The sequence below is a fragment of the Litorivivens sp. genome, from assembly GCF_041625495.1.
Taxonomy (GTDB): Bacteria; Pseudomonadota; Gammaproteobacteria; order Pseudomonadales; family Spongiibacteraceae; genus Litorivivens.
On the sequence record NZ_JBFJTH010000044.1, the window covers coordinates 1 to 24355 of the forward strand.

Below are 24355 nucleotides of genomic sequence, written 5' to 3' on the forward strand. Positions count from 1 at the left end.
CGCAGACCTTTCTGCAGCGGCAGGGGTGCATGGTTTGGCGGAAGAGAATGAAGATATCCGCCTGCATGTGTTGCCGGTAAACGAGGTTTTGGCAATGATGGATGATGGCCGGATAGACAATGCACACTCGCTCGTTGCCCTGAACTGGTTTGCTCGCCATCACAACCGTCTGCGCGATCTCTGGCGTTGATGATGGCCGAAAATAAACCGCCTAAGGCTAGCGGTCTGTTGCGTTCCAGTGCCGTGGTGGCCGTGATGACCCTGTTGTCGCGCGTGCTGGGGCTGGCGCGAGACATTGTTATTGCAGCCATGGTGGGCGCAACTGCCAACGCCGATGCCTTCTTTGTCGCGTTCAAAATCCCTAATTTCCTGCGCCGTCTGTTCGCTGAGGGTGCCTTTTCCCAGGCTTTTGTGCCCGTGCTGGCGGAATATCGGGAAAAGGGAAGTTTGGCCACCGTGCAGCATCTGGTGGACCGCGTGGCTGGCGTACTCGGGGGCGTATTGTTGCTGGTCACCACGCTAGCCGTTATTGGTGCGCCGGTGGTGGCCACTATTTTCGCACCGGGGTTTTATAACGATGCGGCTAAATTTGCCCTCACGGCAGATATGATTCGCATTACCTTTCCCTATCTTTTCCTGATCTCCATGACCGGTTTTGCCGGCGCCATCTTGAACAGCTATGGTCGCTTTGCGATCCCTGCGTTTACTCCGGTGTTGTTGAATGTTTGCCTGATTGGCGCCGCGCTGTGGATATCTCCACTGATGACGGAGCCTGCCGTGGGCCTGGCTTGGGGGGTCCTGTTGGCCGGATTCTGTCAGTTGGTGTTTCAACTGCCGTTTTTAAAGCGTATTCATCTATTGCCGCGACCGCGCTGGCACTGGCGTGACGAAGGGGTGCAGAAAATCATTGGACTGATGATTCCGGCGCTATTTGGTGTGTCAGTGAGTCAGATCAACTTGTTGCTAGATACGGTTATTGCCTCTTTCTTGCCCACCGGTAGCGTGTCCTGGCTGTATTATTCGGATCGACTGGTGGAGCTGCCACTTGGGGTATTCGCCATTGCCATCGGCACGGTGATCCTGCCGAGCCTGTCGCGCCATAATATTGGCAGCGATGAAAAGTCGTTTTCAGCGACCTTAGATTGGGCCATGCGTGCGGTACTGATCCTGGGTGTGCCCGCTGCGGTGGCGCTGTTCATTCTGGCTGAGCCGGTGCTCATTACGCTGTTCCAGTACGGTGAGTTGTCGATGCGTGATGTGGCCATGGCCACTTTCAGCCTGCGTGCCTATACCCTTGGCCTGCTGGCCTTTATGCTCATTAAAGTGCTGGCGCCAGGCTACTTTGCGCAGCAGGACACGAAAACCCCGGTCAAGATCGGCGTGGTCGCGATGGCGGCCAATATGGTGCTGAATCTGCTGTTTGCCATTCCCCTGCATCACTATTTCCAGTTGGGCCATGTGGGGCTTGCGCTGGCGACGGCAGGGTCGGCCAGTTTGAACGCCGGGCTGCTTTTTGCGGGTTTGCGCCGCAGTGGGACCTATCAGCCGCGCCCGGGCTGGCTGGCTTATAGCCTGCGCCTTGGCTGCGCGACAGCAGCGATGGCCGCCGTGCTTGTGCTATTGTTGGCGCGCGTGCCGGCCTGGGATGCGCTCACTGCGCTGGCCCGGGCTTACGAGATGGCCCTGCTCTGTTTTGCCGGGCTCTTGGCCTACATTGTGACTCTGGGCGCGCTTGGTGTGCGTCTCAGACATTTCAGAGGCCAGACGACTAAGTTATAATCACGCGCTTCTTTATGCAGCGAGCCCCTCATGGAGTTAATCCGAGGATTTAACAGCATCCGCGATCGGCACAAGGGTTGCGTGGCGACCATTGGCGCATTTGACGGAGTACACCTCGGGCATCAGGCGGTTCTGCAACAGCTGATGGCCAAAGGGCGCGAATTGGGCCTGCCAACGACAGTGGTGGTCTTTGAGCCCCTCCCGCGGGAGTTTTTTTCCCCGCACGAAGCGCCGCCCCGCCTGATGAGCTTTCGCGAGCGCTTTCACGCCCTGCGCGAGCTGGGTATAGATCAGATAATGCGGATTCGCTTCAGCGCCAGCTTTCGGGAAATGGGCGCGATGGAGTTTATCCGCAAGCTCTTTGTGGACGGCATTGATGCCAAATACATTGTGGTGGGCGATGACTTGCGATTTGGTCGTGACCGCAGTGGTGGCTTTGGCATGTTGAAAGCCGCAGGCCAAACATACGGTTTTGAGGTGGTGGATACCGCCACCCTGACGCAGGGCAATGAGCGTGTCAGCAGCACGCGGATACGGGAAGTACTGGCCGAGGCCAATTTTTCCGAGGCTGAGCGCCTGTTGGGGCGCCCCTATAGCATTGCCGGACGTGTCATTGTCGGTCAGCAGTTGGGTCGTACGCTGGGTGTGCCGACAGCCAATATGGAGTTGCACCGGCTGCGATCGCCCTTGGCGGGTGTGTTTGCAGTAGAAGTGGAGTGCCCGGACGGCGTTATTCGCCCAGGGGTGGCCAATGTGGGCACCCGGCCGACGGTGGATAACCTGCCCAAGGCAATCCTGGAAGTACATGTGCTGGATTACAGCGGTAACCTGTACCGGCGTAATATCAAGGTGCTGTTCCGCAAGAAGCTGCGAAACGAAATTCGTTTTGATGGACTGGATGCCCTGAAAACCCAGATTCACAGGGATATTGACGAAGCGCGCAATTATTTCGCTGAGCGCGGCGATGCTTGATTTTTGGATGCTATGAGCGATTACAAACACACTCTGAACCTGCCGCAAACGGCGTTTCCCATGAAGGCTAACCTGGCCCAGCGTGAGCCGGGTATGCTCAAGAAGTGGCAGGAAAGCAAGCTTTACAACGCGATTCGCGAGGCGCGCGCTGGACGTGAGAAATTTATTCTGCACGATGGCCCGCCCTACGCTAACGGCGATATTCACCTGGGGCATGCGGTCAATAAGATCCTCAAGGACATCATTGTTAAGTCGAAAACCCTCGAGGGGTTCGATGCACCTTATGTGCCGGGTTGGGACTGCCACGGTCTGCCTATTGAACTGAACGTAGAGAAGAAGGTCGGCAAGCCAGGCCATAAAGTGGATGTGCGTACTTTTCGACAGAAGTGTCGCGATTACGCCAGCAAACAGGTTGCCGGGCAGCGCACCAGCTTTGAACGCCTGGGGGTCCTCGGAGATTGGGACGAGCCCTACCTCACGATGAACTACGCCTTCGAGGCGAATATCATCCGCGCTCTGGGTAAAATCGTGGACAACGGTCACGTGCATAAGGGCTTCAAGCCGGTGCACTGGTGTACCGATTGCGGCTCGGCCCTGGCCGAAGCGGAAGTAGAATACAAAGACAAAACCTCGCCGGCTATTGATGTGGCGTTTGCTGCCGTGGATGCGGCGGATTTCTCCAAGCGCACCGGTGTCACGGTCAACGCAGTGGATTTGGTGATCTGGACCACCACGCCCTGGACGCTACCCGCCAACCAGGCGGTGGCTCTGCATCCTGAGTTGGAGTACGTGGTTGCCGCCTACGGTGACCGTACTGTGGTGCTGGCGCGGGATCTGCACGAAAAAGCCTTGCTGCGCTATGGGGCTGAAAGTTTTGAAATTCTCGGTGATTTCGTCGGAGCTGCGCTAGAAGGCTTACAGCTGAAGCACCCTTTCTACGATCGGCAAGTGCCCGTCATTCTGGGCGACCACGTTACGGTCGATGCCGGTACCGGTGCAGTGCATACCGCTCCAGGCCACGGCGCCGACGACTTTGTGGTGGGCAGCAAATACAATCTCGACGTGCTGAACCCGGTGGGCGGTAACGGCGTGTTTCTCGATGACACGGAGTTGTTTGCCGGGCAGTTTGTGCACAAGGCCAATCAGCCGATTGTGGAATTGCTGGACGAACGTGGGCGGCTGTTGCACAACGAGGCCTACGAGCACAGTTACCCGCACTGTTGGCGACACAAATCACCGATAATCTTTCGCGCCACGCCGCAGTGGTTTATCAGTATGCAGCAAAATGGCTTGCTGAATACCGCCATGAACGCTGCCGACGAGGTGCAGTGGCTGCCTGAATGGGGCAAAGCGCGTATCGAATCCATGATGCAGGAGCGGCCGGACTGGTGTATTTCCCGGCAACGTACCTGGGGTGTGCCCATTGCACTGTTTGTGCACAAGCAAACAGCAGAGCTGCATCCCGATACGCCGGCGTTGATAGAACAGGTCGCGCAGCGTGTCGAAAAAGAAGGCATTGATGGCTGGTTTGAACTCGATGCGGCTGAGCTGCTGGGCGACGATGCTCAGCAATATGACAAAGTCACGGATACTCTGGATGTCTGGTTTGACTCTGGTGTAACTCACTTTGCCGTGCTGAATCAGCGCGATCAGCTGCAATACCCTGCGGATCTGTATTTGGAAGGCTCGGATCAACACCGTGGCTGGTTCCAGTCCTCGCTGCTGTCGGCCATCGCGGTGAACGGCAATGCACCCTACAAAACCGTACTGACCCACGGCTTTACCGTGGACACTAACGGTCACAAAATGTCGAAGTCCCTGGGTAATGTGATTGCGCCGCAGGAAGTGATGAATGACCTGGGTGCCGACGTGTTGCGGCTGTGGGTTGCGGCCACCGATTATCGCGGCGAAATGACGGTCTCCAAGGAGATCTTTAAACGTACCGCTGACTCCTACCGCCGTATCCGCAATACCGCACGTTTTCTGTTGGCGAACATGGCTGGTTTTGATCCGTCGTCAGATCTCGTGGCCAGCGACAATATGCTCAGTCTTGATCGCTGGATTGTGCATCACACGGCGCAGCTGCAGGAAGAGATTCGCGGTGCCTACAACCGCTATCAGTTTCACCAGGTCTATCAGAAACTGCATAACTTCTGCGTGGTAGAGTTGGGCGGCTTCTATCTGGATGTGATCAAGGATCGCCAGTACACGACCGGCGCCAACAGTCTGGCTCGCCGTTCTGCTCAGACCGCGCTGTACCACATCGCGCAGGCCATGACGCGCTGGATGGCGCCCATCCTTAGCTTTACCGCTGACGAGCTTTGGGACAATCTGCCGGGTGAGCAGTCCGGTAGTGTGTTCGTTGCCGAGTGGTACACTGATCTGGCACGTTTCGACGACCCTGAGCGTGGTGAAGGCTTCTGGAATCTAATTCAAGAGGTGAAAGCTTCCGTCAATAAAGCTATGGAAGAAGCCCGCAACAACAAGGTTATCGGCGGCAGTCTGCAGGCAGAGGTTACCCTGTATTGCGACGCTGCGCTGCGCGATGAGCTGGCCAAGCTCGGCGATGAGCTGCGCTTTGTGCTGATTACATCGAAGGCTGTGGTGGCAGATATTGCTGACAGCAGTAATGCGGTTAGCACCGACCTCGACAATCTGGAAGTCGCCATTGCAGCCAGCGCCGGCAGTAAGTGTGCACGCTGCTGGCATCATCGTGAAGATGTGGGCTCGGTGGATTCTCACCCCGAGCTTTGCGTACGTTGTGTAGATAATATAGAAGGTGATGGTGAACAGCGCCGTTATGCATAGTCGCCGGATTATCCGGAATCTGGTGGAGACCGGCGTGATCCGCTGGTATCTATTTGCCTTCGCAATGGTGTTACTGGATCAGTGGACCAAGCATTTAGCGGACACCTACCTTTCCTATGGTCAGCCGGTGTATGTGTTGCCGGTATTTAACCTGACACTGCACTACAACACCGGCGCGGCATTCAGTTTTCTCAGTGACGCTGGTGGCTGGCAGCGGTGGTTTTTCATTGTGGTCTCGCTTGGCGTCAGTGTGGCTCTGGTTGTCTGGATGGCATTAATTAAAAATCAGCAGCGACTTCTCACCTTTTCACTGTGCATGATTCTGGCCGGAGCAGTGGGGAACCTGGTCGACCGGGTTGTGCTGGGCCATGTGGTCGATTTTATTTCCCTGCATTGGAATAATCGTTATTTTCCGGCCTTTAACTGGGCCGATACCTGTATTACCGTGGGCGCCGCCAGCATGTTGCTGGATATGGTGCTGCACCCGGAACACCGTTGAGATGACTATCGATACCCAATCGCGTATTACCCTGCACTTTGAGCTGGCCATGGACGATGGCGCGGTGGTGGATTCTACCTTTGAGCGAACACCAGCCACCTTTACCTATGGCGACGGCAGTTTGCTGCCCGGCGTTGAGAAAAAGCTGCTGGGTATGTGCGCGGGTGAGAAAAAGGATTTTGTGCTCAACCCCGAAGACGCTTTTGGCCAACCAAATCCAGCCAACATCCAGCATTTCAAGCGCGATCAGTTTGGCGCTGACATGGAGCTCGCTGAGGGTATGGTGATTTCGTTTGCCGATGCTCAGCGAGCGGAGTTGCCGGGGGTGGTACAGTCGATCAGCGACGATGAGGTTGTGGTCAACTTTAATCATCCGCTGGCGGGGCGTACACTGCGATTTACCGCAGAAATCCTCAAGGTGGAAGCCGTTAGCTCATGAGTGCTATTGAAATCCGAATGGCAAATCCGCGCGGCTTTTGTGCCGGCGTAGATCGCGCTATTGAAATCGTCAATCGCGCGCTGGATGTCTTCGGCGCGCCCATCTACGTTCGACACGAAGTCGTGCACAACAAGTTTGTGGTGGATAACCTGCGTGAGCGCGGTGCGGTTTTTGTCGATGAACTGCACGAAGTGCCAGATGATGTGATTGTCATATTTTCTGCTCATGGCGTTTCCCGAGCGGTGCGCGAGGAGGCGGAAGCGCGTGGTCTCAAGGTTTTTGATGCCACCTGCCCACTGGTTACCAAAGTCCATATGGAAGTGGTCAAATACAGTCGCGAAGGCCGCGAGTGTATTCTGATCGGCCACAAGGGCCATCCGGAAGTGGAAGGCACCATGGGGCAGTATGATGCCAGCGAAGGGGGGGCGATCTACCTGGTTGAAGATGTTGACCAGGTGGGTGACCTGCAGGTTCGCGACTCGGAGCATCTCTCTTTTGTAACCCAGACAACCCTGTCGATGGACGATACAGCAGCGGTTATTGATGCGCTGCGGCAGCGCTTTCCCTCTATCGAGGGGCCGCGCAAAGATGATATCTGCTATGCAACCCAAAATCGGCAGGACGCGGTCAAAACCCTCGCCGAGCAGAGTGATCTGGTGCTGGTCGTAGGTTCACCCAACTCCTCCAATTCCAACCGTTTGCGTGAGCTGGCTGAGCGCCGTGGTTGTCAGGCTCACCTGATAGATGCGGCGGGTGATATCAAACCAGAGTGGCTCAAGGGGATTAAATGCGTCGGCATCACTGCTGGGGCCTCGGCACCTGAAGTGCTGGTGCAGGATGTTATTGCCCGTCTGTGTGAGTTGGGCGCATCTGTCCCCGTCGAGCTGGAAGGCCGCCCCGAGAACATTACCTTTTCATTGCCACGCGAACTGCGCTGGGTGGACGCCGCTAGCGAGTAGCGTCGCGCAGCAATGTGCGCGACTTGCTTCGTGTTCGCGAAGGTCGCGGGCTTATTGTGGTCGGCTCTGCTTCTGGCTGTTGCCGTTAGCGCTGACAGGTTTTCGCCGTCTTGAACGGTTTCTATTGCCTGGAGCTCCTGGCGCCGCATTTTGATTTGTGTTGCGACGTGGCTTGTGAACCGGGCGAATGGACTGGGAATCGGGCACTTCGTGATTCGGTTCAAAACCGTCCACGTATTCCCGTGGGATATTCTGCTTGATCAGTCGCTCAATCTGTTGCAGCTGTTTGGCTTCATCCGCGCTCACCAGTGATACTGCCTCACCGTCGGCGCCAGCGCGCCCGGTGCGACCAATGCGATGCACGTAGTCTTCGGCAACATTGGGTAAGTCAAAATTGACAACGTGGGGCAGCTGGCTGATATCGAGGCCGCGGGCTGCGATGTCGGTGGCAACCAGTACCTGAACTTTGCCTTCCTTGAAGTCCTGCAGTGCGCGCAATCGGGCTGCCTGACTTTTATTGCCGTGAATGGCGGCCGCCTTCACACCTGAACCGTCCAGTTTCTTTGCCAGCCGGTTGGCGCCGTGCTTGGTTTTGGAAAATACCAGCACTTGGTGCCAGTTTCGGGTTTGGATCAGCTCGAGTAGCAGGTCGGGCTTGCGCGCCTTATCTACCGGAGCCATCCACTGCTTGATGGTGGCAACGGTGGTATTGCGTGGCGTGACCGAGATTTCTTCCGGCTGGTTCATGATGCCTTTTGCCAGCGTTCGAATCTCGGGGGAGAAAGTTGCCGAAAACAGCAGGTTTTGACGTTTTTTCGGGAGCAGCGCCAGGATCTTGCGAATATCGTGGATAAAGCCCATGTCGAGCATGCGGTCGGCTTCGTCCAGCACCAGAATTTCCAGCTGATCAAAGCGCACGGCATTTTGCTGGTAGAGATCGAGCAGGCGACCAGGCGTGGCGACCAGAATATCGACACCTTTTCGCAAGGCCATCATTTGCGGGTTGATTTTTACCCCGCCAAAGACCACTGTGCTGCGAAGTTTGAGGTGTTTCCCGTAGTCGGCAACGCTTTGCCCAACCTGGGCGGCTAGCTCGCGTGTTGGGGTTAGTATCAGCGTGCGCGCCTGATTGGGCTTGGCGGGCTGTCCGCGGCTGAGCAATTCGAGGATCGGCAGCGTAAAGCCGGCGGTTTTGCCGGTACCGGTTTGGGCGGCAGCCATCAGATCGACACCTTTCAACACGACCGGTACGGCCTGTGCCTGAATGGGTGACGGTTTTTCGTAGCCTTTCTGAGCGATGGCCTGAAGAAGCGGCTCAGAGAGACCGAGGGTGGTAAAGGGCATATGTGTTCCGGAAGCGTTAATTCGACCTGTTAAAGGTAATGTTCGAGTCAGGTGAATCAAGGAAGAGTAAATGGTGCCCAGGAGAGGACTTGAACCTCCACCCCCTTGCGAGGACCAGCACCTGAAGCTGGCGTGTCTACCAATTTCACCACCTGGGCATAGATGGGAAGCGGGGCCATGTGACCCGAGGCGCGCAATTTACTGATACAAGGATGCTTTGTCAATGGCAGTGCGTATAATGGGTTTAAAATTTTGTTAATTCGCTATCAGCTGAGGTAAGCACTTTATATGGCAAAACGCCGTCCACCGGCCGACCCCCATGCCGAGCGGGAAGCCTCCCGCTATGAAAACCCCATCCCTAGTCGCGAGGCCATTCTTGAGGTTCTGGACGAAAAGCCACTCACTGAACAGCAACTGGCCAAACGCTTGGGGCTCCGCGATGCGGATGCCGAGGAGGCGCTGCGGCGGCGAGTGCGTGCCATGCTTCGTGATCGTCAGCTTTCCGCCAGCAAATCAGGTCGTCTTGAGCCGGCGGCACTGGAAACGTGTGAAGGACTGGTGCAGGCCAACAAAGACGGGTTTGGTTTTGTGCTGCAGGAAGGTCAGGATATTTTTCTGACCGCATGGCAGATGCAGCGGGTGTTTGACGGTGACCGGGTGCGAGTTGCCATTGAAGGTTACGACCGTCGCGGTCGCGCTATGGGCAATATTGTTCAAGTGCTAGAGCGCAATACCCGACAGATAGTGGGGCGCTTTGATGTTCAGGAAGGCGAGCCATGTGTGTTGTGCGAGGGCAAGGTGTCCCATGTGGTCGTACTGGAAGATCTGGCGGGAACACAGCCGGAAATTGGCGACTACCTGACAGTGGCGATTACCCGTCAGCCGGAAATTAAAAAGCCGCCGCTGGGGCGTGTTGTCGAGATGCTGGGTGACATCAATCGGCCGGGGGTTGCTACCGATGTGGCGGTTCGCCAGCACGAGATTCCTTATGAGTGGCCGGAAGATGTTGAGCGCGAGGCGCGACGCTTCGCGGTTGAGCCCGGCGAGGAGGACAAGCAGGCGCGGGTGGATCTGCGCGAGCTGCCGCTGATTACCATTGATGGTGAAGATGCCCGCGATTTTGATGATGCGGTTTTTTGTGAGCCCAAGAAATCCGGTGGCTGGCGCCTGTGGGTGGCCATTGCCGATGTCTCGCATTACGTAAGCATTGGTTCAGCTCTGGATGAAGAGGCGCAGAAGCGCGCTACGTCAGTCTACTTCCCGGATCGCGTCGTGCCGATGTTGCCCGAGGCGCTCTCGAACGGTTTGTGTTCGCTCAAGCCGGAAGTTGAGCGTTTGTGCATGGTCTGTGAGATGACCATCAGTGCGCAGGGACGCCTGAGTGGCTATACCTTCTATGAAGGTGTAATGCGCTCGCATGCTCGGTTCACCTATAACGAAGTGGCCGCGCTGTTGACGGGTGAGGCAGATGCTGAGTTGCAGTCGCGTCGCAAAAGTTTTTTGCCGCAACTGCGCGATCTGCACGACCTGTATAAAGCCTTACGGTTTGCCCGTGATCAGCGTGGTGCCATTGATTTTGAAACCGTTGAAACCCGGGTGATCTACGACAAGCAGCACCGTATTGCCGAGATTGTGCCGGTTCAGCGTAATGACGCGCACAAGATTATTGAGGAGTGCATGCTGTGCGCCAATGTGGCAACGGCACGCCTGCTTGAGAAGAGTGAAATGCCCGCGCTTTACCGGGTACACCAGAGGCCCAGTGGCGACAAACTGAGCAACCTCCGCGCTTTTCTAGGGGAGATAGGGCTGGATCTGGGGGGCGGTGAGGAGCCCACGCCGAATGATTTTCAAGCGCTGTTGTCGAGTGTTGCTGAGCGCCCGGACGCCAGTGTGATTCAGGTGATGATGCTGCGCTCGCTCAAGCAGGCTATGTATCAGCCTGACAATCACGGTCATTTCGGTTTGCACTATCCGGCGTATGCGCACTTTACGTCGCCTATCCGTCGTTATCCGGATCTGCTGGTGCATCGCTGTATTCGTTATCTGCTGCGCAGTAACGCAGCGTTACCCCAGCTTGCGCCACAAAAAGGCGCCAAGAAACTCAAACCACAGGATATCTACCCCTACGATATGGGTGCCATGGTTGCGCTCGGTGAGCACTGCTCAATGGCTGAGCGCCGCGCCGATGATGCCAGTCGTGATGTGATGTCCTGGCTTAAGTGCGAGTACCTGACGGAGAAGGTAGGGGAGTCTTTTGAGGCGGTGATTACAGCGGTGACGGGGTTTGGGTTCTTCGCGGAAATGAAGCCGCTCTATATGGAGGGGTTGGTCCATATCGGTGCCCTCGGCAAGGACTTCTATCAGTTTGATGCCGCGCGACAGCGTTTGGTGGGCGAGCGCAATCGTGAGGTCTTTGCTCTGGGCGATACGGTCACCGTTCAGATCCTGCGGGTGGATGTTGAAGACCGCAAAGTGGATCTGGGGTTGGTGGGTGTTGGTACGAGCGCGGCCGGTAAGCCGCGCAAGTTAACGCGTCGGGAGCAGATCGCCAAGGGGATCTTTGACGACAAGCCGGGCGGTCAAAAAAACAAATCAGGTCGTGGCAAATCAAATGCAGGAAAGTCGTCGGAGAAAAGCGGTTCACGCAAGTCTCGCTCATCGCGGCGCCGGAAGAAGTAACGTGCAGGGGATGCAGCATTGAAAGAAACGGTATTTGGCCTGCACGCAGTGACGACTGTGCTGGAAAAGCGACCTGCGGATATTTCGCTGTTGCTGGTGCAGAAGGGGCGTCAGGACAAGCGTTTGCAAAGTGTTCTTGAATTGGCGGCGGCCAACGGCGTGGCAGTGCGTGCCGTGCCCCGAGATGCTTTGGATGAGCAGGTGTCCGGGCGTCATCAGGGGGTGGTCGCCGAGGTAAGTGTCGAGTCGTTGATCACTTACAGTGAAAAGCAGATTCCGGAGTTGTTGGCGGGCATTGCCGGTGCGCCTCTGGTATTGGTGCTGGACGGGGTGACCGATCCGCACAATCTGGGCGCCTGCCTGCGCAGCGCGGATGCGGCTGGTGTCGGGTTGGTGATCGCACCCAAAGACAAAGCGGTTGGCTTGACGGCTACCGTGCGCAAGGTGGCCTGCGGTGCCGCTGAAACCGTGCCCTTTGTGGCTGTCACAAATCTGGCGCGCACACTCAAGCAGCTGCAGGAAGCCGGATTGTGGCTAGTTGGCCTGGCGGGTGAAGCGGATCAGTCATTGTACGACGTAGATCTGACTGGCCCGGTCGCCATTGTGATGGGGGCGGAAGGCAGCGGCCTGCGTCGATTAACCCGTGAGCATTGTGATTTTCTGGCCAAGTTGCCCATGGCGGGGAGTGTCAGCAGTCTGAATGTGTCCGTGGCGACTGGTGTCAGCTTGTTTGAGGCGGTGCGCCAGCGCCAGCCTCAGTGATCACTGCCGCTGCTGTAGGCTAAAAATCAGCCGATTGTTCTTGCATCGGGCGGCGTACTTGCCTAAAATCCCGCGTCTTTATTTTCCGCCAGAGCCGTCTTTCGGCGCTGGCCTCCTTGCTGCACCGCTTGAGCGGGTGGCTTAACCCACAAGGAGATGCATTCATGCGTCACTATGAAGTTGTGTTCATGGTCCACCCGGACCAGAGCGAACAGGTTCCGGGTATGATCGAACGCTATACCCAGACAATCGAGAAAGATGGCGGCAAAGTACACCGTCTTGAAGATTGGGGCCGCCGTCAACTGGCCTACCCTATCGAGAAAATCCACAAAGCTCACTATGTTCTTATGAATGTTGAAGCTTCTGCTGAAGCCATGGAGGAGCTGCGCACCAACTTCCGCTTCAACGACGCTGTTCTGCGCGACATGATCATTCGTTGCGATGAAGCCGTGACTGAAGAGTCGCCCATCATGAAGGCTGAGAAAGAAAGCCGTGACCGTCGTGGTCGCAGCGATCGTCCACGTCGTGATGACAACGACAACAGCGACAGCAGCTCCTCTGATGACGACAACACGTCTTCAGATGAAAAATCGACAGCTAACGCTGACGAATAACAGCGGACAGCATTGGGAGAGTAAACATGGCACGTTTTTTCCGTCGTCGTAAGTTTTGCCGCTTTACAGCGGAAGGTGTTCAGCAGATCGACTACAAAGATCTGGACACCCTGAAAGCCTATATTTCTGAGACTGGCAAGATTGTTCCCAGTCGCATTACCGGTACCAAAGCCAAGTATCAGCGTCAGCTGGCCTCAGCGGTCAAGCGCGCGCGCTATCTGGCTCTGCTTCCTTACACTGACAGCCACCAGTAAGGGTTAGCGCGCCACGCTCATTATGCGCACTCTGGCTGAATTTATAATGCGAGGGCGCACTCAGGCCATAGCGGTCTCAGTGCTGAGCGTGGGTACCGTGTTTTTCGCGTGGGTTGGCGCCGCCGCAGTGGCGCTGGTGACCCTGCGCAAGGGAAGTTCCGAGGGTGGTTGGTTGCTGGCATGGACAATGGTGCCGGCGGCCTTTATCGCGCTCCAGGGCAGTGATCTGGGGCCAATTACCACCCTGATCGGTGTGTATATTGCGGCCTGTGTACTGCGGCTGGGAAGCTGGCCTCTGGCATTGCTGGTAATCAGTGCGTCGGGTTTGATTCTGGCGTTGCTGATGAATACTGTGGCCCAGGCTCAGTCGCAGCAGATTGCCGATATGCTGGCGATGTTGTCAGAGCAGTTGAGAGCTGGCAATCCGGACGTGCAGATGCCCGTTCTGTCGGCGACTGATGTAGCTGGCATGGTGGGTGCAATCAATGCCTGGACGGTGGTTCTAGGGTTGGCTCTGGCCCGCTGGTGGCAGGCGATGCTCTACAACCCGGGTGGATTTCGCAGTGAATTCCACGCGTTGCGATTGCCGCAGGCCTTGGCTGTCGGGTTGGTTCTGGGAATGTTGTTGCTGGCCAGCAGCGGCGCTTGGGCCAACTGGGCAATGATATTGCAAATGCCGCTGAGTGTGGCGGGATTTGGGCTGGTACACGCATTGGTGGCGCGCAGTCGCTTGGGCGTAGGCTCGCTGGTGATGTTTTACATGCTGTGGGCTTTGTTGTTGCCCTTGCGCTGGGTAGTGCAGCTACTGGCTGTAACCGACAGTTTTATTGATGTGAGAAAGCGTTTGCCTGTACGCCAAAGCGGCGAGTAAGCGCGAATAGAGGATGAAATCATGCAAGTCATTTTGCTGGAAAACGTAGGCAAGCTGGGCGAACTGGGCGACCAGGTCAATGTGAAGTCCGGCTATGGCCGCAACTTTCTGATTCCCTTCGGCAAGGCAGTTCCCGCCACCGAAGCGAACGTCAAGGAATTTGAACAGCGCCGTGCTGAGCTTGAAGCCGCTGCTGCTGAGAAGCAGGCAGCTGCTGAGAAACGTGCCGAGGCTTTGAGTGAGCTGGTTGTGACCATCGAAGCCAATGCTGGTGACGAAGGCAAACTGTTTGGCTCAATCGGTACTCGCGACATCGCTGAAGCCGTATCTAAGGCTAGCAACAGCGAAGTGGCCAAAAGCGAAGTGCTGCTGCCAGAAGGTGTTATTCGTGAAGTGGGTGAGTATGAGATTGACCTCAAGCTGCACCCCGAAGTTACCACCACTATCAAGCTGACAGTCGTAGCTGAGCAGTAATCCGGCGCGCTGAGCAGACTGCCGCCATGGCTCCAGTGGGCGGCTGTTAAAAAGCATCCGTTCGCGGGTGCTTTTTTTTTGGTTGGTTATCCCCCAAAATGGTCGCCCGACCCCGATAATAAGATTCATGCAAAGCGAAACCTACGACGAAGCACCGCCGCCGTTTGACGATCTCGACGTGGCCTCCCTGAAACTGCCGCCCCATTCGCTGGAGGCGGAGCAGTCGGTGCTGGGTGGCTTGCTGATCCGTGGCGAAGCCTGGGATTCGGTCGCCGACCTGGTTAAAGAGTCGGATTTCTTTCAGCCGCGTCATCGCCATATATACGCCAAAATGGCGGAGCTGGTGGAAAGCGAACAACCCATCGACGTGGTAACGCTGGCAGAAGCTCTGGACAAGAGCGAGCAGCTGGAGAGCTCCGGCGGTATTGCCTATCTCGCCGAGCTTGCCGCCAACACGCCTGCGGTAGCGAATATCCGCGCCTATGCTGAGGTGGTTCGAGAGCGGGCGACCTTGCGCTCATTGATTGAAGCGGCCCAGCGCATAGCGGACAGCGGGTTTCATCCGGATGGTCGCAACAGTGCCGACCTGCTGGATGCGGCCGAGCGCGAGATCATGCAGATTAGCGAGGATCGCCCAAAAGAGGGTGGGCCTCAGGCGGTTAACCCGCTGCTGAGCACGGCGGTAGATCGTATCGATGAACTGTTTCGCAGTGACGCTGCGCTAACGGGGCTCAGTACCGGCTTTAACGAACTTGATGATATGACATCCGGTTTGCAGAAATCGGATCTGATCATTGTGGCGGCGCGACCGTCGATGGGTAAAACCACCTTTGCAATGAACCTGGTGGAGCATGCGGTGCTTAATGACGACCGGCCCACGCTGGTGTTCAGTATGGAAATGCCGGCCGAGCAGTTGATGATGCGGATGCTGTCTTCCGTGGGGCGTATCGATCAGACGCGGGTGCGCACCGGCAAGCTTGATCAGGAAGACTGGCCGAAACTCAGTGCGGCGGTTAACAAGCTCAAGGACAGGCCCTTGTTTATAGACGACACCGCGGCGTTGACGCCCACCGAGGTGCGTTCCCGTGCTCGCAAGATTGCGCGTGAACATGGCGATCTGGGGATGATCATGCTCGATTACCTGCAGTTGATGCAGGTGGCCGGTCGCGCTGGCGAGGGTAGAACCGCCGAGATTTCTGAAATCTCACGCTCTTTGAAGGGGATTGCCAAGGAGTTCAACTGCCCTGTAGTTGCTCTGTCACAGCTTAATCGCGCCCTCGAGCAGCGCCCTAACAAGCGCCCGGTAAACTCGGATCTACGGGAATCCGGTGCGATCGAGCAGGACGCTGACGTGATCATGTTTATCTATCGCGATGAAGTTTACAACGAAGAGACTGATCAGAAAGGTGTAGCGGAAATCATTATTGGCAAGCAGCGTAACGGTCCCATCGGCACCGCGCGGCTTGCCTTTATCGGTAAGTACACTCGCTTCGATAACCTTGCCTTTACCGGCTACGAAGACGATTACTGACCGTCTTCGGTTTCCCGGGTGCCGAGAAAGCGGCTGAAAAAGATACCCGCTTCAAACAGCAGCCACATCGGCACGGCCAGTAGGCACTGCGAAAAAATATCGGGTGGTGTCAGCAGCATGGCGACGACAAAGCAGCCGACTATCACGTAAGGGCGCTTTTCCCGTAGTGAGTCCCTTTCTACAGCGCCGCTCCAGATCAGCAGTACGGTTGCTATTGGAATTTCAAATGCCACCCCAAATGCCATAAATAGTTTCAGCGCGGTATCGAGAAAGCGACTAATGTCAGGCGTGTAGGCGACACCGACTGGCGCGACACTGCTGAAAAAACCAAACACCAGCGGAAACACGGCGTAGTAGGCGAATGCCAATCCTGCATAAAACAGCACAATGCTGGAAACCAGTAGAGGCAGGGCCACACGTTTTTCGTGTTTGTACATGCCGGGGGCTACAAACCCCCAGATCTGCTGAAGCATAAAGGGCATGGCGAGGCATATGCTGGCCACCATCACCAGCTTAAAGGGTGCCAGGAAGGTGGACGCAACTTCGGTGGCGATCATGCTGCTGCCCTCAGGCAGGTAGCGCGTCAGTGGCTCTGCTACAAAGGTGTAAATATCGTTGGCGAACGCCATTAGCGGTACGGCAAAGATCAGAATCACTAGAATGCTGCGCAGCAGGCGGTCGCGCAATTCGGTCAGGTGCTGTACCAGCGGTTGGCCGGTATCGTTTTCGGCGCCGGTGCTCATGAGGATTTGGTGTCGTTTTGTGGTGTGGTGTTTTGGGTGGGCGACCGGTTGTCGTCGGCGGCTGACGGCTCAGGTTTTACCACATCGCTAATGTCGTACTCGAGCGATTTCAGCTGTTTTTCCGATTCGCGAAATTCGCTCTCCACCTGATTAAAGCTGTCTTTCAGTGAATCTTCGGTGTCTTTCAGGTTGGCCATGATGGCTTCGTTGTGCAGCTGCCGCTTGATTTCTTCGGCGCCCACCTCGCGCTCTATTTCATTTTTGAGCGCAGTAAAGCTGCGGCGCAAGCGGCCGAGCCAGAGGGATACCGTGCGGATGGCTCCGGGCAGGCGCTCTGGGCCGAGCACCAGCAAGCCCACGATAAAAATCAGTACCAGTTCGGCAAAACCGATATCGAACATCGCAGGGCCAGCTTAGGCTGATTTATCCTTGTGTTCGGCGTTGGTCGCAGCGCTTTGCGGAGGATTCTGGGGGTCGGATTCGACTTTCTCGGCCTCGCCCTCGGGCTTGTCGCTGTTAGCCTTGCTGTCTTCGTCAGCCATGCTGTTCTTGAAACCCTTGATGGCGCTACCTAGATCGGTGCCAATACCTTTGAGTTTCTTGGTGCCGAACAACAGCAGCACTATCACTAGAATGACAACCAGTTCTTTTATACCAAAACCCATGTTATTTCCCTCACTACCATTCGAAAGCGGCTTACTGCCGTGAAGCTTTTTCTGCGTGACCGGAAAGATCGAAGCGTTTTTCCAGCTCCGTCAATACGTCACGGTAACTCAAATTCAGGTGGGACAGCATAACCAGGCTGTGAAACCAGAGGTCTGCTGTTTCGCCTACGAGATCAGCGCGACCGGCGTCGTCTGTTGCATCCTTGGCAGCCAAGATGGTCTCGGTGGCCTCTTCGCCCACTTTTTCCAGGATTTTGTTCAGTCCCTTGGCATGCAGGCTTGCCACGTAGGACGCATCGGGGTCCGCGGCCTGCTTGCGGGCATCGAGTACAGCGTGTAATTGCTCAAGGATGCGGTCGTTCATGATGTCTGATAAATACTATCGGGGTCTTTTAATACCGGCTCAGTTGGCTGCCAGTGGCCGTTGTCGTCCAAAGTGCGAAAGAAACAGCTTTCGCGGCCTGTATGGCAGGCAATGCCACCCTGTTGGGTAACGCTCAGCACCACCGTGTCGCCATCGCAGTCGAGCTGGATGTGATCTACCAGCTGTTCATGGCCAGAGGACTCACCTTTTTTCCAGAGTTTGCCGCGCGAGCGCGACCAGTACACGGCCTTGCCGGTTTGGCGCGTGAGCGCCAGCGATTCGCGGTTCATCCAGGCCATCATCAAAACGCGTCCAGTTGCTTTGTCCTGGGCAATCGCCGGCACCAGTCCGTCAGTGTTAAAAGCCACTGCGTCGAGCCAAGTTTCCGTTTGTGATTCTGTCATGATTCACCTGTTTAATCTGTGCATTATGGCATGCCTTGGTGCGTGGTTGACACTATTTGAGCGCGAGAACCAGCAGGCCGAGTGCACCAAGTGCGAGTGTATGTGGTGACCAATGGGCAAGTTCAGCCTGCATCAGGCTGGCGCCGATAAGCACGATACCCAGCACGCGCCATCGGTAACTGCGTTTTTCCTGTTGCAGTTGACGTTCAAGGTGCTCAATGTCGGTGTTTGGCACCGGCATTTCGATAGGGCGCCGAGGCCCTTCCAGTAATTGTTCTGGCAGGTTGGGGAGCTGCTCTAGCCAGCCGGGCAAGCGGTGGCTTACCCGTTTAAACATGCTCTGGGGTGAATAGCGGTCGCGCAGCCAGTGCTCCAGAAAGGGCTTGGCAGTGTCCCACAGGTTGAGTTCGGGGTAGAGCTGGCGTCCAAGTCCTTCTATGTTGAGCAGGGTCTTTTGCAGCAGTACTAGTGAGGGTTGCACTTCCATCTCAAAACGGCGAGCGGTGGAAAACAAATACACTAGCAGTTGGCCGAAAGAGATTTCTGCCAGTGGTTTTTCGAACACTGGCTCGCAAACGCTGCGAATCGCTGATTCAAATTCGCGCACGCGCGTGTGCGGAGGCACCCAGCCACACTCGATATGCAGTTCGGCCACTTCCCGGTAATTGCGCTGGAAGATCGCCAGCAGGTTGCGCGCCAGATAGTACTGGTCTGAATCGCTGAGGCTGCCGATGATGGCGCAGTCGATGGCGATATACTGCGGGCGTTCAGGGTGCTTGCGAGACACAAAAATATTGCCCGGATGCATGTCTGCGTGAAAAAAACTGTCGCGAAATACTTGCGTGAAAAAGATTTCCACACCGCGTTCGGCAAGACGTTTCATGTCGGTGTTTTGGGCATTGAGCGCAGCGACGTCGGTAACGGGTATGCCTTCAATGCGTTCCATGACAAGTACATTGCGGCGGGTGTAGTCCCAGTAGACCTCCGGGACATAGAGCAGGTCGGAGTCGGCAAAGTTTCGCCGCAATTGTGAGGTGTTAGCTCCTTCGCGCTGTAGATCCAGCTCGTCGAGAATGGTGAGTTCGTAGTCCTCGACCACCTCAACTGGGCGTAGGCGGCGTCCGTCTGGTAGGTAGTGTTGTACCAATCGCGCAATGCTGTAGAGCAAGCGTATATCTTTTTCTATGGTGCGCTGAATATCTGGCCGGATGACTTTGACAACCACCTGCTGGCCGTTGTTTAGCGTGGCCGCATGGACCTGGGCGACTGAAGCGGAGGCCAGCGGCTGGGTTTCAAAATGACCGAACAGTTCTTCTACCGGTTTGCCCAAGGCAGATTCAATGAGAGTACGTGCCTGCTCGTTGGAAAACGGGGGTACCTGATCTTGCAGTTTGGCCAGCTCATCGGCCACATCGTCTGGCAGCAGGTCGCGCCGGGTGGAGAGTTGTTGTCCGAATTTAATGAAGACCGGCCCCAGGGCTTCCAGTGCCAGGCGTAGGCGTGCACCGCGATTGTGTTGCGGCGCGGGCACCAGACGCCAGGGGCCGAAGCGCAGCAGGATGCAGAGCCAGCTCGGTAAGCGGGTGACGTCAATCAGCTGATCAAGCCGGAAGCGGATGATGATCAGCAAAATGGTGAGCAGGCGGCGAATTCCAAACAAGGCGATTACTCGGGGTCGTGGGGTTGCAGGCGTTGTTGCAGCAGTTTGAGGCGGGCTTCTAGTTTCTCTGTGCGAAGTGAAAGGTCTTCAACGTCGCGGTAGAAATCTTCCACCTGGATCGGGTGGGGCACCCACTGACTCTCTTCGCGAATAAATTCGGTGGCCTGGCGCCGAAAAGCTGCCAGAGCACCCAAGGCCCAGCGTCCGCCCTGACGCACACCGCGTCCGATCTGGTGGGCCGCAACGTCGCCAATCAGCCGCGCCAGAGGTGCTTCCCAGTCGAGATCCAGCGCGGAGAGTATTTCGCGCAGTTCCAGCACCCTCGAAGTATCTCCTTCGACTCGTACGTTGCCGTTGATCAGGGCCGCGCCGGGGTCGCTGGCGAGCGCTATTTTGGTGAATTCATCCCAGCTGCCGGTGAGGGTCGTGGTCGACGTCTCTTCACAGTCGCTCAGCAGCAGAATGTGGCTGTCTATCACCAGCGTCAGGGAAAAGGCAGGTTGCGTGCAGTGCAGGGTGAAGCGCTGGCCCTGGAGTGCGTCGAGCCGCTCTCGGGTCACCGGGTCGAGCTCCAGCGCGCGATTGATCAGCGATTCCAGCGCGGCGAGCGCTGGTGCTGGCAGTTTCATGCCTTGATGCCTCGGTGCACGGCGACGATGCCGCCAGTCATGTTGTAGTAGCTGGTGTTCGCAAAGCCGGCGTCTTCCATCATGTCTTTCAGGGTTTCCTGATCCGGGTGCATGCGAATGCTTTCAGCCAGGTAGCGATAGCTTTCGCTGTCTCCGGCGACTAGCTGGCCCATACGTGGCAGAATATTGAAAGAGTATTGGTCGTAAACTTTGCTGAGCAGATCACTCTGGGGTTTTGAAAACTCCAACACCAAACAGCGGCCGCCGGGCTTGAGTACCCGGTGCATGGAGCGCAACGCGGCGTCTTTGTCGGTCACATTGCGCAGCCCAAATGCGATGGTCAGGCAGTCAAAGTAATCGTCTGGAAAGGGCAGACATTCAGCATTGGCCTGCACGTAATCGATATTGGCGACGATGCCCTTGTCAGTCAGCTTTTCGCGGCCGACTTCCAGCATGGAACTGTTGATGTCGGCGAGTACTACCTGCCCGGTGGGGCCGACCAACTTACTGAATTTTGCCGCCAGATCGCCAGTGCCGCCAGCAATGTCGAGTACCCGCTGTCCTCGGCGGACGCCGGACAGCTCGATGGTAAAGCGTTTCCACATGCGGTGGATGCCGCCAGACATCAGGTCGTTCATTAGGTCGTAGCGAGAGGCAACCGAGTGAAAAACGCCGGCCACCATGCCTGCTTTTTCGTTGCGATCTACGGTGTTAAAACCAAAGTGGGTTTTGTTGTCGTCTGCCATGGGGCGCCCTGAACAGAGTAAGGGGCGCTATTGTAGCCTCGCGGCGGCGCTATGTATAACGTCTGCCGTCACAGGCCGAGTTCTTTGCGCAATTCCCGCAATTTTTCGCGACGCTCTTCGAGTGACAGCGGAGTGTTGTGCTCTTGCGGCAGCGCGGGGGTGCTGGGCAAGGCAAGCTCTTCACCGTCCAGCACTTGCTGGCAGATACGCAGGTAGTGGTCTTTAAATACCGGGAAGGCGGTGCGCTCGGCATTGTTGGCCAGAAAATACCAGTCGGAGGCGCGACCGGCATGGTACACCGCAATATGGCTCCAGTTGTAATCGGCTTTGGGCGAAGTCGCGCGGCAGGCTTCCAGGTAGGCGCTGTGAGGATCCGGCAAGCCAAACTCGGTGAGTGAGGGCTTGCTCAGCTCGCGTATGGTGTGCAGCGTTGGTAGATAGGCAGACTCGCGGATGCTGCGTCGGCAGCCGCGAATGATTTCTTCGGGGCTTAAATCCAGCAGGCTGTGCAGCCACAGCTGCTTTGCCACATTGGCTTTGTCGCCCGGAAACGCCTTATGGAACTGGTTGTGGTAGGCCAGTTCGAGCTCGGTGAAGAGCTGGTTGATCGCGTCTATGTGGGCTTCGGTGACGCTCGGCTCAGCCTGTGGTTTTGCCTGTGAGCCCGCTGGCCCAGCTGCGGTCGGTGAGCTTGCGGAAGAGCTTTTCAGCTTCCGATTGAGACTTTCCGTCAGGGTTTTGCTGTCCTGCATTGTTTTCTCCCATTCGGTGGCGCTGGGCCCACTGATACTTCACGTGCTGCAGAAATTTGCTGTTCCAGGAACGCTGCAGTTGCCGGCTATCTTGCCAGTAGAGGCGGAACTCGGGCAACAGCTTGCGCGCAAAGTCGGCATCGATATTGGCCATGTGCAGGATATCAAAAACCGCGTCGCCGGGTTGCCAGTCTGCCGGTATCTGTTTGGGTTCGGTATCGTGTTCTATGGCATTAGTGTAGTGCGCCCACTGGCGACGCACGTGTTCAATAAAGCGGGTGTTCCACTGTCGGTCGCGGCGGCCATTTTCACGCCAGTACAGCACAAACTCCGGAACGGCGTCTTCGATGAAGCTGCGATCGATGTCGGCGCGCTCCAGTATTTCCAATGCATCCTCGCTGGGCTGCCAGTCTTGGGGAATCGGCAGCAACTGGGCTTCTTCTGTCTTGTCGTACTGGTGTTTCTTCCAGCGTTTCACCACATTCTGGGTGAAAGTGCTGTTCCAGGATGCGCGCGCATCGCCCTTGTCTCGCCAGTAGGCGATAAATTCCGGCAGTATGGCGTCGATAAAGGTGGGGTCCACGCCGTGGAAGCGAGTCAGGTAGTTGATGCTTTCGCGATCCGGCTGCCAACTGCTGTCGATGGGTGTGGCACCAGCGTCGCGATTATAGGGCGATGTGCCGCGGGCAGTCTGCTGCGGTCGGGGGGCCGGTGAGCGTGGTTGCGCGCGTGTGCGCTCGCGTACAGGTGAGGAAGTTTCCGTCGATCCGGCATTGCCACTGTTGAGCGAGAAGCGCACATTGCGCACGCTGCTATTGAGCGCGCTGGTCAGGGTAATGACACCCTGGGATTGCAATTGCAGCAAAATACGGTCAATTTCCGGCTCCTGCCAGAACGGCAGTAATTGTTGCAGTTGATCTTTATCGATAAGCTGCCAGCTGTCTTCTCCCCCGTGTAACTGGGCCCACTCGGTCAGCAGCTGCAGCAGGATGGCTTCGTGCAATCCGAGCGTGGCGGCAAGTGTTGGTGAAACTATCAGTGGGCGTTCAATCACAGGTCAGACTACACGGGGAATCAAAAGCGTATTGTACGGTGCGGCCTAGCCAGGGGCCAACCGGGAATTGGGGAATAAAACGATGGCGAAACAGAAGTCGGCTTTTGTCTGCAATGATTGCGGCAGTGAATACAGTCGCTGGCAGGGGCAGTGTCATGATTGCGGGGCTTGGAACACGCTGTCTGAGGTTCGCCTCGGTCCAGCGGCAGGCAAGGTCCCGGCGCGATCGGTGGGGTATGCCGGTGCAGAGGCGTCGCAGGTGCAAACGCTCGCCAGCATTGATCTAGCCGATTTGCCACGCATTCACAGTGGCTCGTCGGAGTTTGACCGTGTACTCGGCGGTGGTCTGGTGCCAGGGTCGGCGGTATTGATAGGCGGCCATCCTGGCGCCGGCAAAAGTACGCTGTTGTTGCAGACGCTGTGCAAGTTGGCGGAATCGGTGCCGGCGCTCTATATCACCGGCGAGGAATCTCTACAGCAGGTAGCCATGCGCGCCAAACGGCTCGAGCTGAAAGCGGACAAGCTACAATTGCTGTCGGAAACCCAATTGGAGTCTATTTTGGCTCAGGCGGCGCGCCAGAAGCCGGCCGTCATGGTGGTGGATTCGGTGCAGGTGCTGCATATGGAAGGAGTCAGCTCCGCGCCGGGCAGCGTATCGCAGGTTAGAGAATGTGCGGCAGCACTGACGCGTTTTGCCAAGCAGACCAATACCATCGTGTTGCTGGTTGGGCATGTAACGAAGGAGGGTTCTCTGGCCGGACCCAAGGTGCTGGAGCATATGATTGACTGTTCGATTATGCTCGAAGGCAGCAGCGATACCCGGTTTCGCACCCTGAGGGGGCACAAGAACCGGTTTGGCGCCGTCAACGAGCTAGGTGTGTTTGCCATGACGGAACTCGGGCTCAAGGAAGTGAAAAATCCATCGGCAATTTTTCTTAACCGGCAGGCCGAGCCGGCATCGGGCAGTGTAGTCATGGTGGTCTGGGAGGGCACGCGGCCGCTGTTGGTGGAAATTCAGGCGCTGGTTGATGCCAGTGCTGTCGGGCATCCACGCCGGGTAGCGGTGGGCTTAGAGCAGAATCGCTTGGCGATGCTGTTGGCGGTTCTGCACCGGCACGGCAGCTTGCAGGTAGGCGATCAGGACGTGTTTGTGAATGTGGTGGGTGGGGTAAAAGTGCTGGAGACCAGCGCCGATCTCGCGCTGCTTTTCGCGATTGTATCCAGTTTCCGTGATCGCCCCTTGCCGGAGGATCTGGTGGTTTTTGGCGAAGTGGGATTGTCGGGTGAAATTCGCCCCGTCCCTAGTGGTCAGGAGCGTTTGCAAGAGGCTGTAAAGCACGGCTTCAAGCGCGC

25 protein-coding genes, 1 tRNA gene and 1 pseudogene are annotated in these 24355 nt (G+C 56.7%); 15 read left to right on the forward strand and 12 right to left on the reverse strand.

What is annotated here, in order from left to right:
* From ABYP39_RS07200 to ispH, 7 genes and pseudogenes are all read left to right on the forward strand, one after another.
* Positions 1 to 190, forward strand: a pseudogene (locus tag ABYP39_RS07200) (ADP-ribose diphosphatase); the annotation flags it as partial.
* Positions 190 to 1779 (forward strand): murein biosynthesis integral membrane protein MurJ, encoded by a 1590-nt coding sequence (murJ, locus tag ABYP39_RS07205; RefSeq protein WP_372781796.1) that lies wholly within the window; start codon positions 190 to 192, stop codon positions 1777 to 1779. The pseudogene ABYP39_RS07200 and the gene murJ, both read left to right, overlap by 1 nt.
* 30 nt (positions 1780 to 1809) lie before the next feature.
* On the forward strand, positions 1810 to 2751 hold the full coding sequence (gene ribF / locus ABYP39_RS07210; RefSeq protein ID WP_372781798.1) for a bifunctional riboflavin kinase/FAD synthetase: 942 nt from the start codon (positions 1810 to 1812) through the stop codon (positions 2749 to 2751).
* A gap of 12 nt (positions 2752 to 2763) precedes the next feature.
* Positions 2764 to 5559, forward strand: a complete 2796-nt coding sequence (gene ileS / locus ABYP39_RS07215; protein WP_372781800.1) for an isoleucine--tRNA ligase — start codon at positions 2764 to 2766, stop codon at positions 5557 to 5559.
* Entirely contained in the window at positions 5552 to 6058 is a 507-nt protein-coding gene (lspA, locus tag ABYP39_RS07220; RefSeq protein WP_372781802.1) for a signal peptidase II, read from the forward strand. The genes ileS and lspA overlap by 8 nt, the downstream gene beginning before the upstream one ends.
* Position 6059: 1 nt before the next feature.
* A complete protein-coding gene (gene fkpB / locus ABYP39_RS07225; protein WP_372747291.1) occupies positions 6060 to 6497 on the forward strand; it encodes an FKBP-type peptidyl-prolyl cis-trans isomerase in 438 nt (145 codons plus the stop codon).
* Between the two features lie 5 nt (positions 6498 to 6502).
* Positions 6503 to 7456: a 4-hydroxy-3-methylbut-2-enyl diphosphate reductase gene (gene ispH, locus ABYP39_RS07230; protein WP_372747301.1), complete on the forward strand. Its 954-nt coding sequence runs from the start codon at positions 6503 to 6505 to the stop codon at positions 7454 to 7456.
* 51 nt (positions 7457 to 7507) lie between these two features.
* Here ispH and ABYP39_RS07235 read toward each other — a convergent pair whose 3' ends face one another.
* Both ABYP39_RS07235 and ABYP39_RS07240 read right to left on the reverse strand, forming a co-directional pair.
* Positions 7508 to 8800: a DEAD/DEAH box helicase gene (locus tag ABYP39_RS07235; RefSeq protein WP_372747290.1), complete on the reverse strand. Its 1293-nt coding sequence runs from the start codon at positions 8798 to 8800 to the stop codon at positions 7508 to 7510.
* A 71-nt stretch (positions 8801 to 8871) separates the two neighbouring features.
* A tRNA-Leu gene (locus tag ABYP39_RS07240) sits at positions 8872 to 8958 on the reverse strand.
* Positions 8959 to 9088: 130 nt separating this feature from the next.
* Between ABYP39_RS07240 and rnr the strand changes: the two genes are divergently transcribed.
* The 7 genes from rnr to dnaB all read left to right on the forward strand — a co-directional run bounded on the left by rnr (position 9089) and on the right by dnaB (position 15985).
* Entirely contained in the window at positions 9089 to 11479 is a 2391-nt protein-coding gene (gene rnr, locus ABYP39_RS07245; protein WP_372781804.1) for a ribonuclease R, read from the forward strand.
* An 18-nt stretch (positions 11480 to 11497) separates the two neighbouring features.
* Complete coding sequence (gene rlmB, locus ABYP39_RS07250) at positions 11498 to 12241, forward strand: 23S rRNA (guanosine(2251)-2'-O)-methyltransferase RlmB (RefSeq protein ID WP_372747288.1); 744 nt, start codon at positions 11498 to 11500, stop codon at positions 12239 to 12241.
* 164 nt (positions 12242 to 12405) lie between these two features.
* On the forward strand, positions 12406 to 12855 hold the full coding sequence (rpsF, locus tag ABYP39_RS07255; protein ID WP_372781806.1) for a 30S ribosomal protein S6: 450 nt from the start codon (positions 12406 to 12408) through the stop codon (positions 12853 to 12855).
* A 26-nt stretch (positions 12856 to 12881) separates the two neighbouring features.
* Complete coding sequence (rpsR, locus tag ABYP39_RS07260) at positions 12882 to 13109, forward strand: 30S ribosomal protein S18 (RefSeq protein ID WP_372747286.1); 228 nt, start codon at positions 12882 to 12884, stop codon at positions 13107 to 13109.
* A 46-nt stretch (positions 13110 to 13155) separates the two neighbouring features.
* Positions 13156 to 13980 carry a hypothetical protein gene (locus ABYP39_RS07265; RefSeq protein ID WP_372747285.1) on the forward strand — a complete coding sequence of 275 codons (825 nt, stop codon included), beginning with the start codon at positions 13156 to 13158 and terminating at the stop codon, positions 13978 to 13980.
* A gap of 21 nt (positions 13981 to 14001) precedes the next feature.
* The gene (rplI, locus tag ABYP39_RS07270; RefSeq protein WP_372747284.1) at positions 14002 to 14454 is read left to right on the forward strand and encodes a 50S ribosomal protein L9; all 453 of its coding nucleotides are present in this window, start codon (positions 14002 to 14004) and stop codon (positions 14452 to 14454) included.
* 127 nt (positions 14455 to 14581) lie between these two features.
* Complete coding sequence (dnaB, locus tag ABYP39_RS07275) at positions 14582 to 15985, forward strand: replicative DNA helicase (RefSeq protein ID WP_372747283.1); 1404 nt, start codon at positions 14582 to 14584, stop codon at positions 15983 to 15985.
* On the opposite strand, the gene tatC is transcribed toward dnaB, so the two are convergent.
* The 10 genes from tatC to ABYP39_RS07325 all read right to left on the reverse strand — a co-directional run bounded on the left by tatC (position 15979) and on the right by ABYP39_RS07325 (position 23002).
* Positions 15979 to 16728 carry a twin-arginine translocase subunit TatC gene (gene tatC, locus ABYP39_RS07280; RefSeq protein WP_372758323.1) on the reverse strand — a complete coding sequence of 250 codons (750 nt, stop codon included), beginning with the start codon at positions 16726 to 16728 and terminating at the stop codon, positions 15979 to 15981. The genes dnaB and tatC overlap by 7 nt on opposite strands.
* Positions 16725 to 17129: a Sec-independent protein translocase protein TatB gene (tatB, locus tag ABYP39_RS07285; RefSeq protein ID WP_372747281.1), complete on the reverse strand. Its 405-nt coding sequence runs from the start codon at positions 17127 to 17129 to the stop codon at positions 16725 to 16727. Before tatB ends, tatC begins: the two co-directional genes overlap by 4 nt.
* A gap of 12 nt (positions 17130 to 17141) precedes the next feature.
* Entirely contained in the window at positions 17142 to 17393 is a 252-nt protein-coding gene (gene tatA, locus ABYP39_RS07290; RefSeq protein ID WP_372781808.1) for a twin-arginine translocase TatA/TatE family subunit, read from the reverse strand.
* Between the two features lie 31 nt (positions 17394 to 17424).
* Positions 17425 to 17757, reverse strand: coding sequence for a phosphoribosyl-ATP diphosphatase (locus tag ABYP39_RS07295; protein ID WP_372747279.1), 333 nt, complete (start codon positions 17755 to 17757; stop codon positions 17425 to 17427).
* Positions 17754 to 18161, reverse strand: a complete 408-nt coding sequence (gene hisI, locus ABYP39_RS07300; protein ID WP_372747278.1) for a phosphoribosyl-AMP cyclohydrolase — start codon at positions 18159 to 18161, stop codon at positions 17754 to 17756. The genes ABYP39_RS07295 and hisI overlap by 4 nt, the downstream gene beginning before the upstream one ends.
* Positions 18162 to 18213: 52 nt before the next feature.
* The gene (gene ubiB, locus ABYP39_RS07305; RefSeq protein ID WP_372747300.1) at positions 18214 to 19827 is read right to left on the reverse strand and encodes a ubiquinone biosynthesis regulatory protein kinase UbiB; all 1614 of its coding nucleotides are present in this window, start codon (positions 19825 to 19827) and stop codon (positions 18214 to 18216) included.
* Positions 19827 to 20450, reverse strand: coding sequence for an SCP2 domain-containing protein (locus ABYP39_RS07310; RefSeq protein ID WP_372747277.1), 624 nt, complete (start codon positions 20448 to 20450; stop codon positions 19827 to 19829). The genes ubiB and ABYP39_RS07310 overlap by 1 nt, the downstream gene beginning before the upstream one ends.
* Positions 20447 to 21196 (reverse strand): bifunctional demethylmenaquinone methyltransferase/2-methoxy-6-polyprenyl-1,4-benzoquinol methylase UbiE, encoded by a 750-nt coding sequence (gene ubiE / locus ABYP39_RS07315; RefSeq protein WP_372747276.1) that lies wholly within the window; start codon positions 21194 to 21196, stop codon positions 20447 to 20449. Before ubiE ends, ABYP39_RS07310 begins: the two co-directional genes overlap by 4 nt.
* Positions 21197 to 21264: 68 nt before the next feature.
* Positions 21265 to 21777: a replication protein P gene (locus ABYP39_RS07320; RefSeq protein ID WP_372747299.1), complete on the reverse strand. Its 513-nt coding sequence runs from the start codon at positions 21775 to 21777 to the stop codon at positions 21265 to 21267.
* 58 nt (positions 21778 to 21835) lie between these two features.
* A complete protein-coding gene (locus tag ABYP39_RS07325; protein WP_372781810.1) occupies positions 21836 to 23002 on the reverse strand; it encodes a DnaT-like ssDNA-binding domain-containing protein in 1167 nt (388 codons plus the stop codon).
* An 82-nt stretch (positions 23003 to 23084) separates the two neighbouring features.
* On the opposite strand from ABYP39_RS07325, the gene radA reads away from it, so the two are divergent.
* The coding region (gene radA, locus ABYP39_RS07330; protein ID WP_372781812.1) for a DNA repair protein RadA at positions 23085 to 24355 on the forward strand (1271 nt) is incomplete at its 3' end.

Bases quoted from the DNA above. Each gene is read 5' to 3' on its own strand.
- murJ (WP_372781796.1), top strand. From the start codon at position 190: ATGATGGCCGAAAATAAACCGCCTAAGGCTAGCGGTCTGTTGCGTTCC.
- ribF (WP_372781798.1), top strand. From the start codon at position 1,810: ATGGAGTTAATCCGAGGATTTAACAGCATCCGCGATCGGCACAAGGGT.
- ileS (WP_372781800.1), top strand. From the start codon at position 2,764: ATGAGCGATTACAAACACACTCTGAACCTGCCGCAAACGGCGTTTCCC.
- lspA (WP_372781802.1), top strand. From the start codon at position 5,552: ATGCATAGTCGCCGGATTATCCGGAATCTGGTGGAGACCGGCGTGATC.
- fkpB (WP_372747291.1), top strand. From the start codon at position 6,060: ATGACTATCGATACCCAATCGCGTATTACCCTGCACTTTGAGCTGGCC.
- ABYP39_RS07235 (WP_372747290.1), bottom strand. From the start codon at position 8,800: ATGCCCTTTACCACCCTCGGTCTCTCTGAGCCGCTTCTTCAGGCCATC.
- rnr (WP_372781804.1), top strand. From the start codon at position 9,089: ATGGCAAAACGCCGTCCACCGGCCGACCCCCATGCCGAGCGGGAAGCC.
- rpsF (WP_372781806.1), top strand. From the start codon at position 12,406: ATGCGTCACTATGAAGTTGTGTTCATGGTCCACCCGGACCAGAGCGAA.
- rpsR (WP_372747286.1), top strand. From the start codon at position 12,882: ATGGCACGTTTTTTCCGTCGTCGTAAGTTTTGCCGCTTTACAGCGGAA.
- ABYP39_RS07265 (WP_372747285.1), top strand. From the start codon at position 13,156: ATGCGAGGGCGCACTCAGGCCATAGCGGTCTCAGTGCTGAGCGTGGGT.
- rplI (WP_372747284.1), top strand. From the start codon at position 14,002: ATGCAAGTCATTTTGCTGGAAAACGTAGGCAAGCTGGGCGAACTGGGC.
- dnaB (WP_372747283.1), top strand. From the start codon at position 14,582: ATGCAAAGCGAAACCTACGACGAAGCACCGCCGCCGTTTGACGATCTC.
- tatC (WP_372758323.1), bottom strand. From the start codon at position 16,728: ATGAGCACCGGCGCCGAAAACGATACCGGCCAACCGCTGGTACAGCAC.
- tatB (WP_372747281.1), bottom strand. From the start codon at position 17,129: ATGTTCGATATCGGTTTTGCCGAACTGGTACTGATTTTTATCGTGGGC.
- tatA (WP_372781808.1), bottom strand. From the start codon at position 17,393: ATGGGTTTTGGTATAAAAGAACTGGTTGTCATTCTAGTGATAGTGCTG.
- ABYP39_RS07295 (WP_372747279.1), bottom strand. From the start codon at position 17,757: ATGAACGACCGCATCCTTGAGCAATTACACGCTGTACTCGATGCCCGC.
- hisI (WP_372747278.1), bottom strand. From the start codon at position 18,161: ATGACAGAATCACAAACGGAAACTTGGCTCGACGCAGTGGCTTTTAAC.
- ABYP39_RS07310 (WP_372747277.1), bottom strand. From the start codon at position 20,450: ATGAAACTGCCAGCACCAGCGCTCGCCGCGCTGGAATCGCTGATCAAT.
- ubiE (WP_372747276.1), bottom strand. From the start codon at position 21,196: ATGGCAGACGACAACAAAACCCACTTTGGTTTTAACACCGTAGATCGC.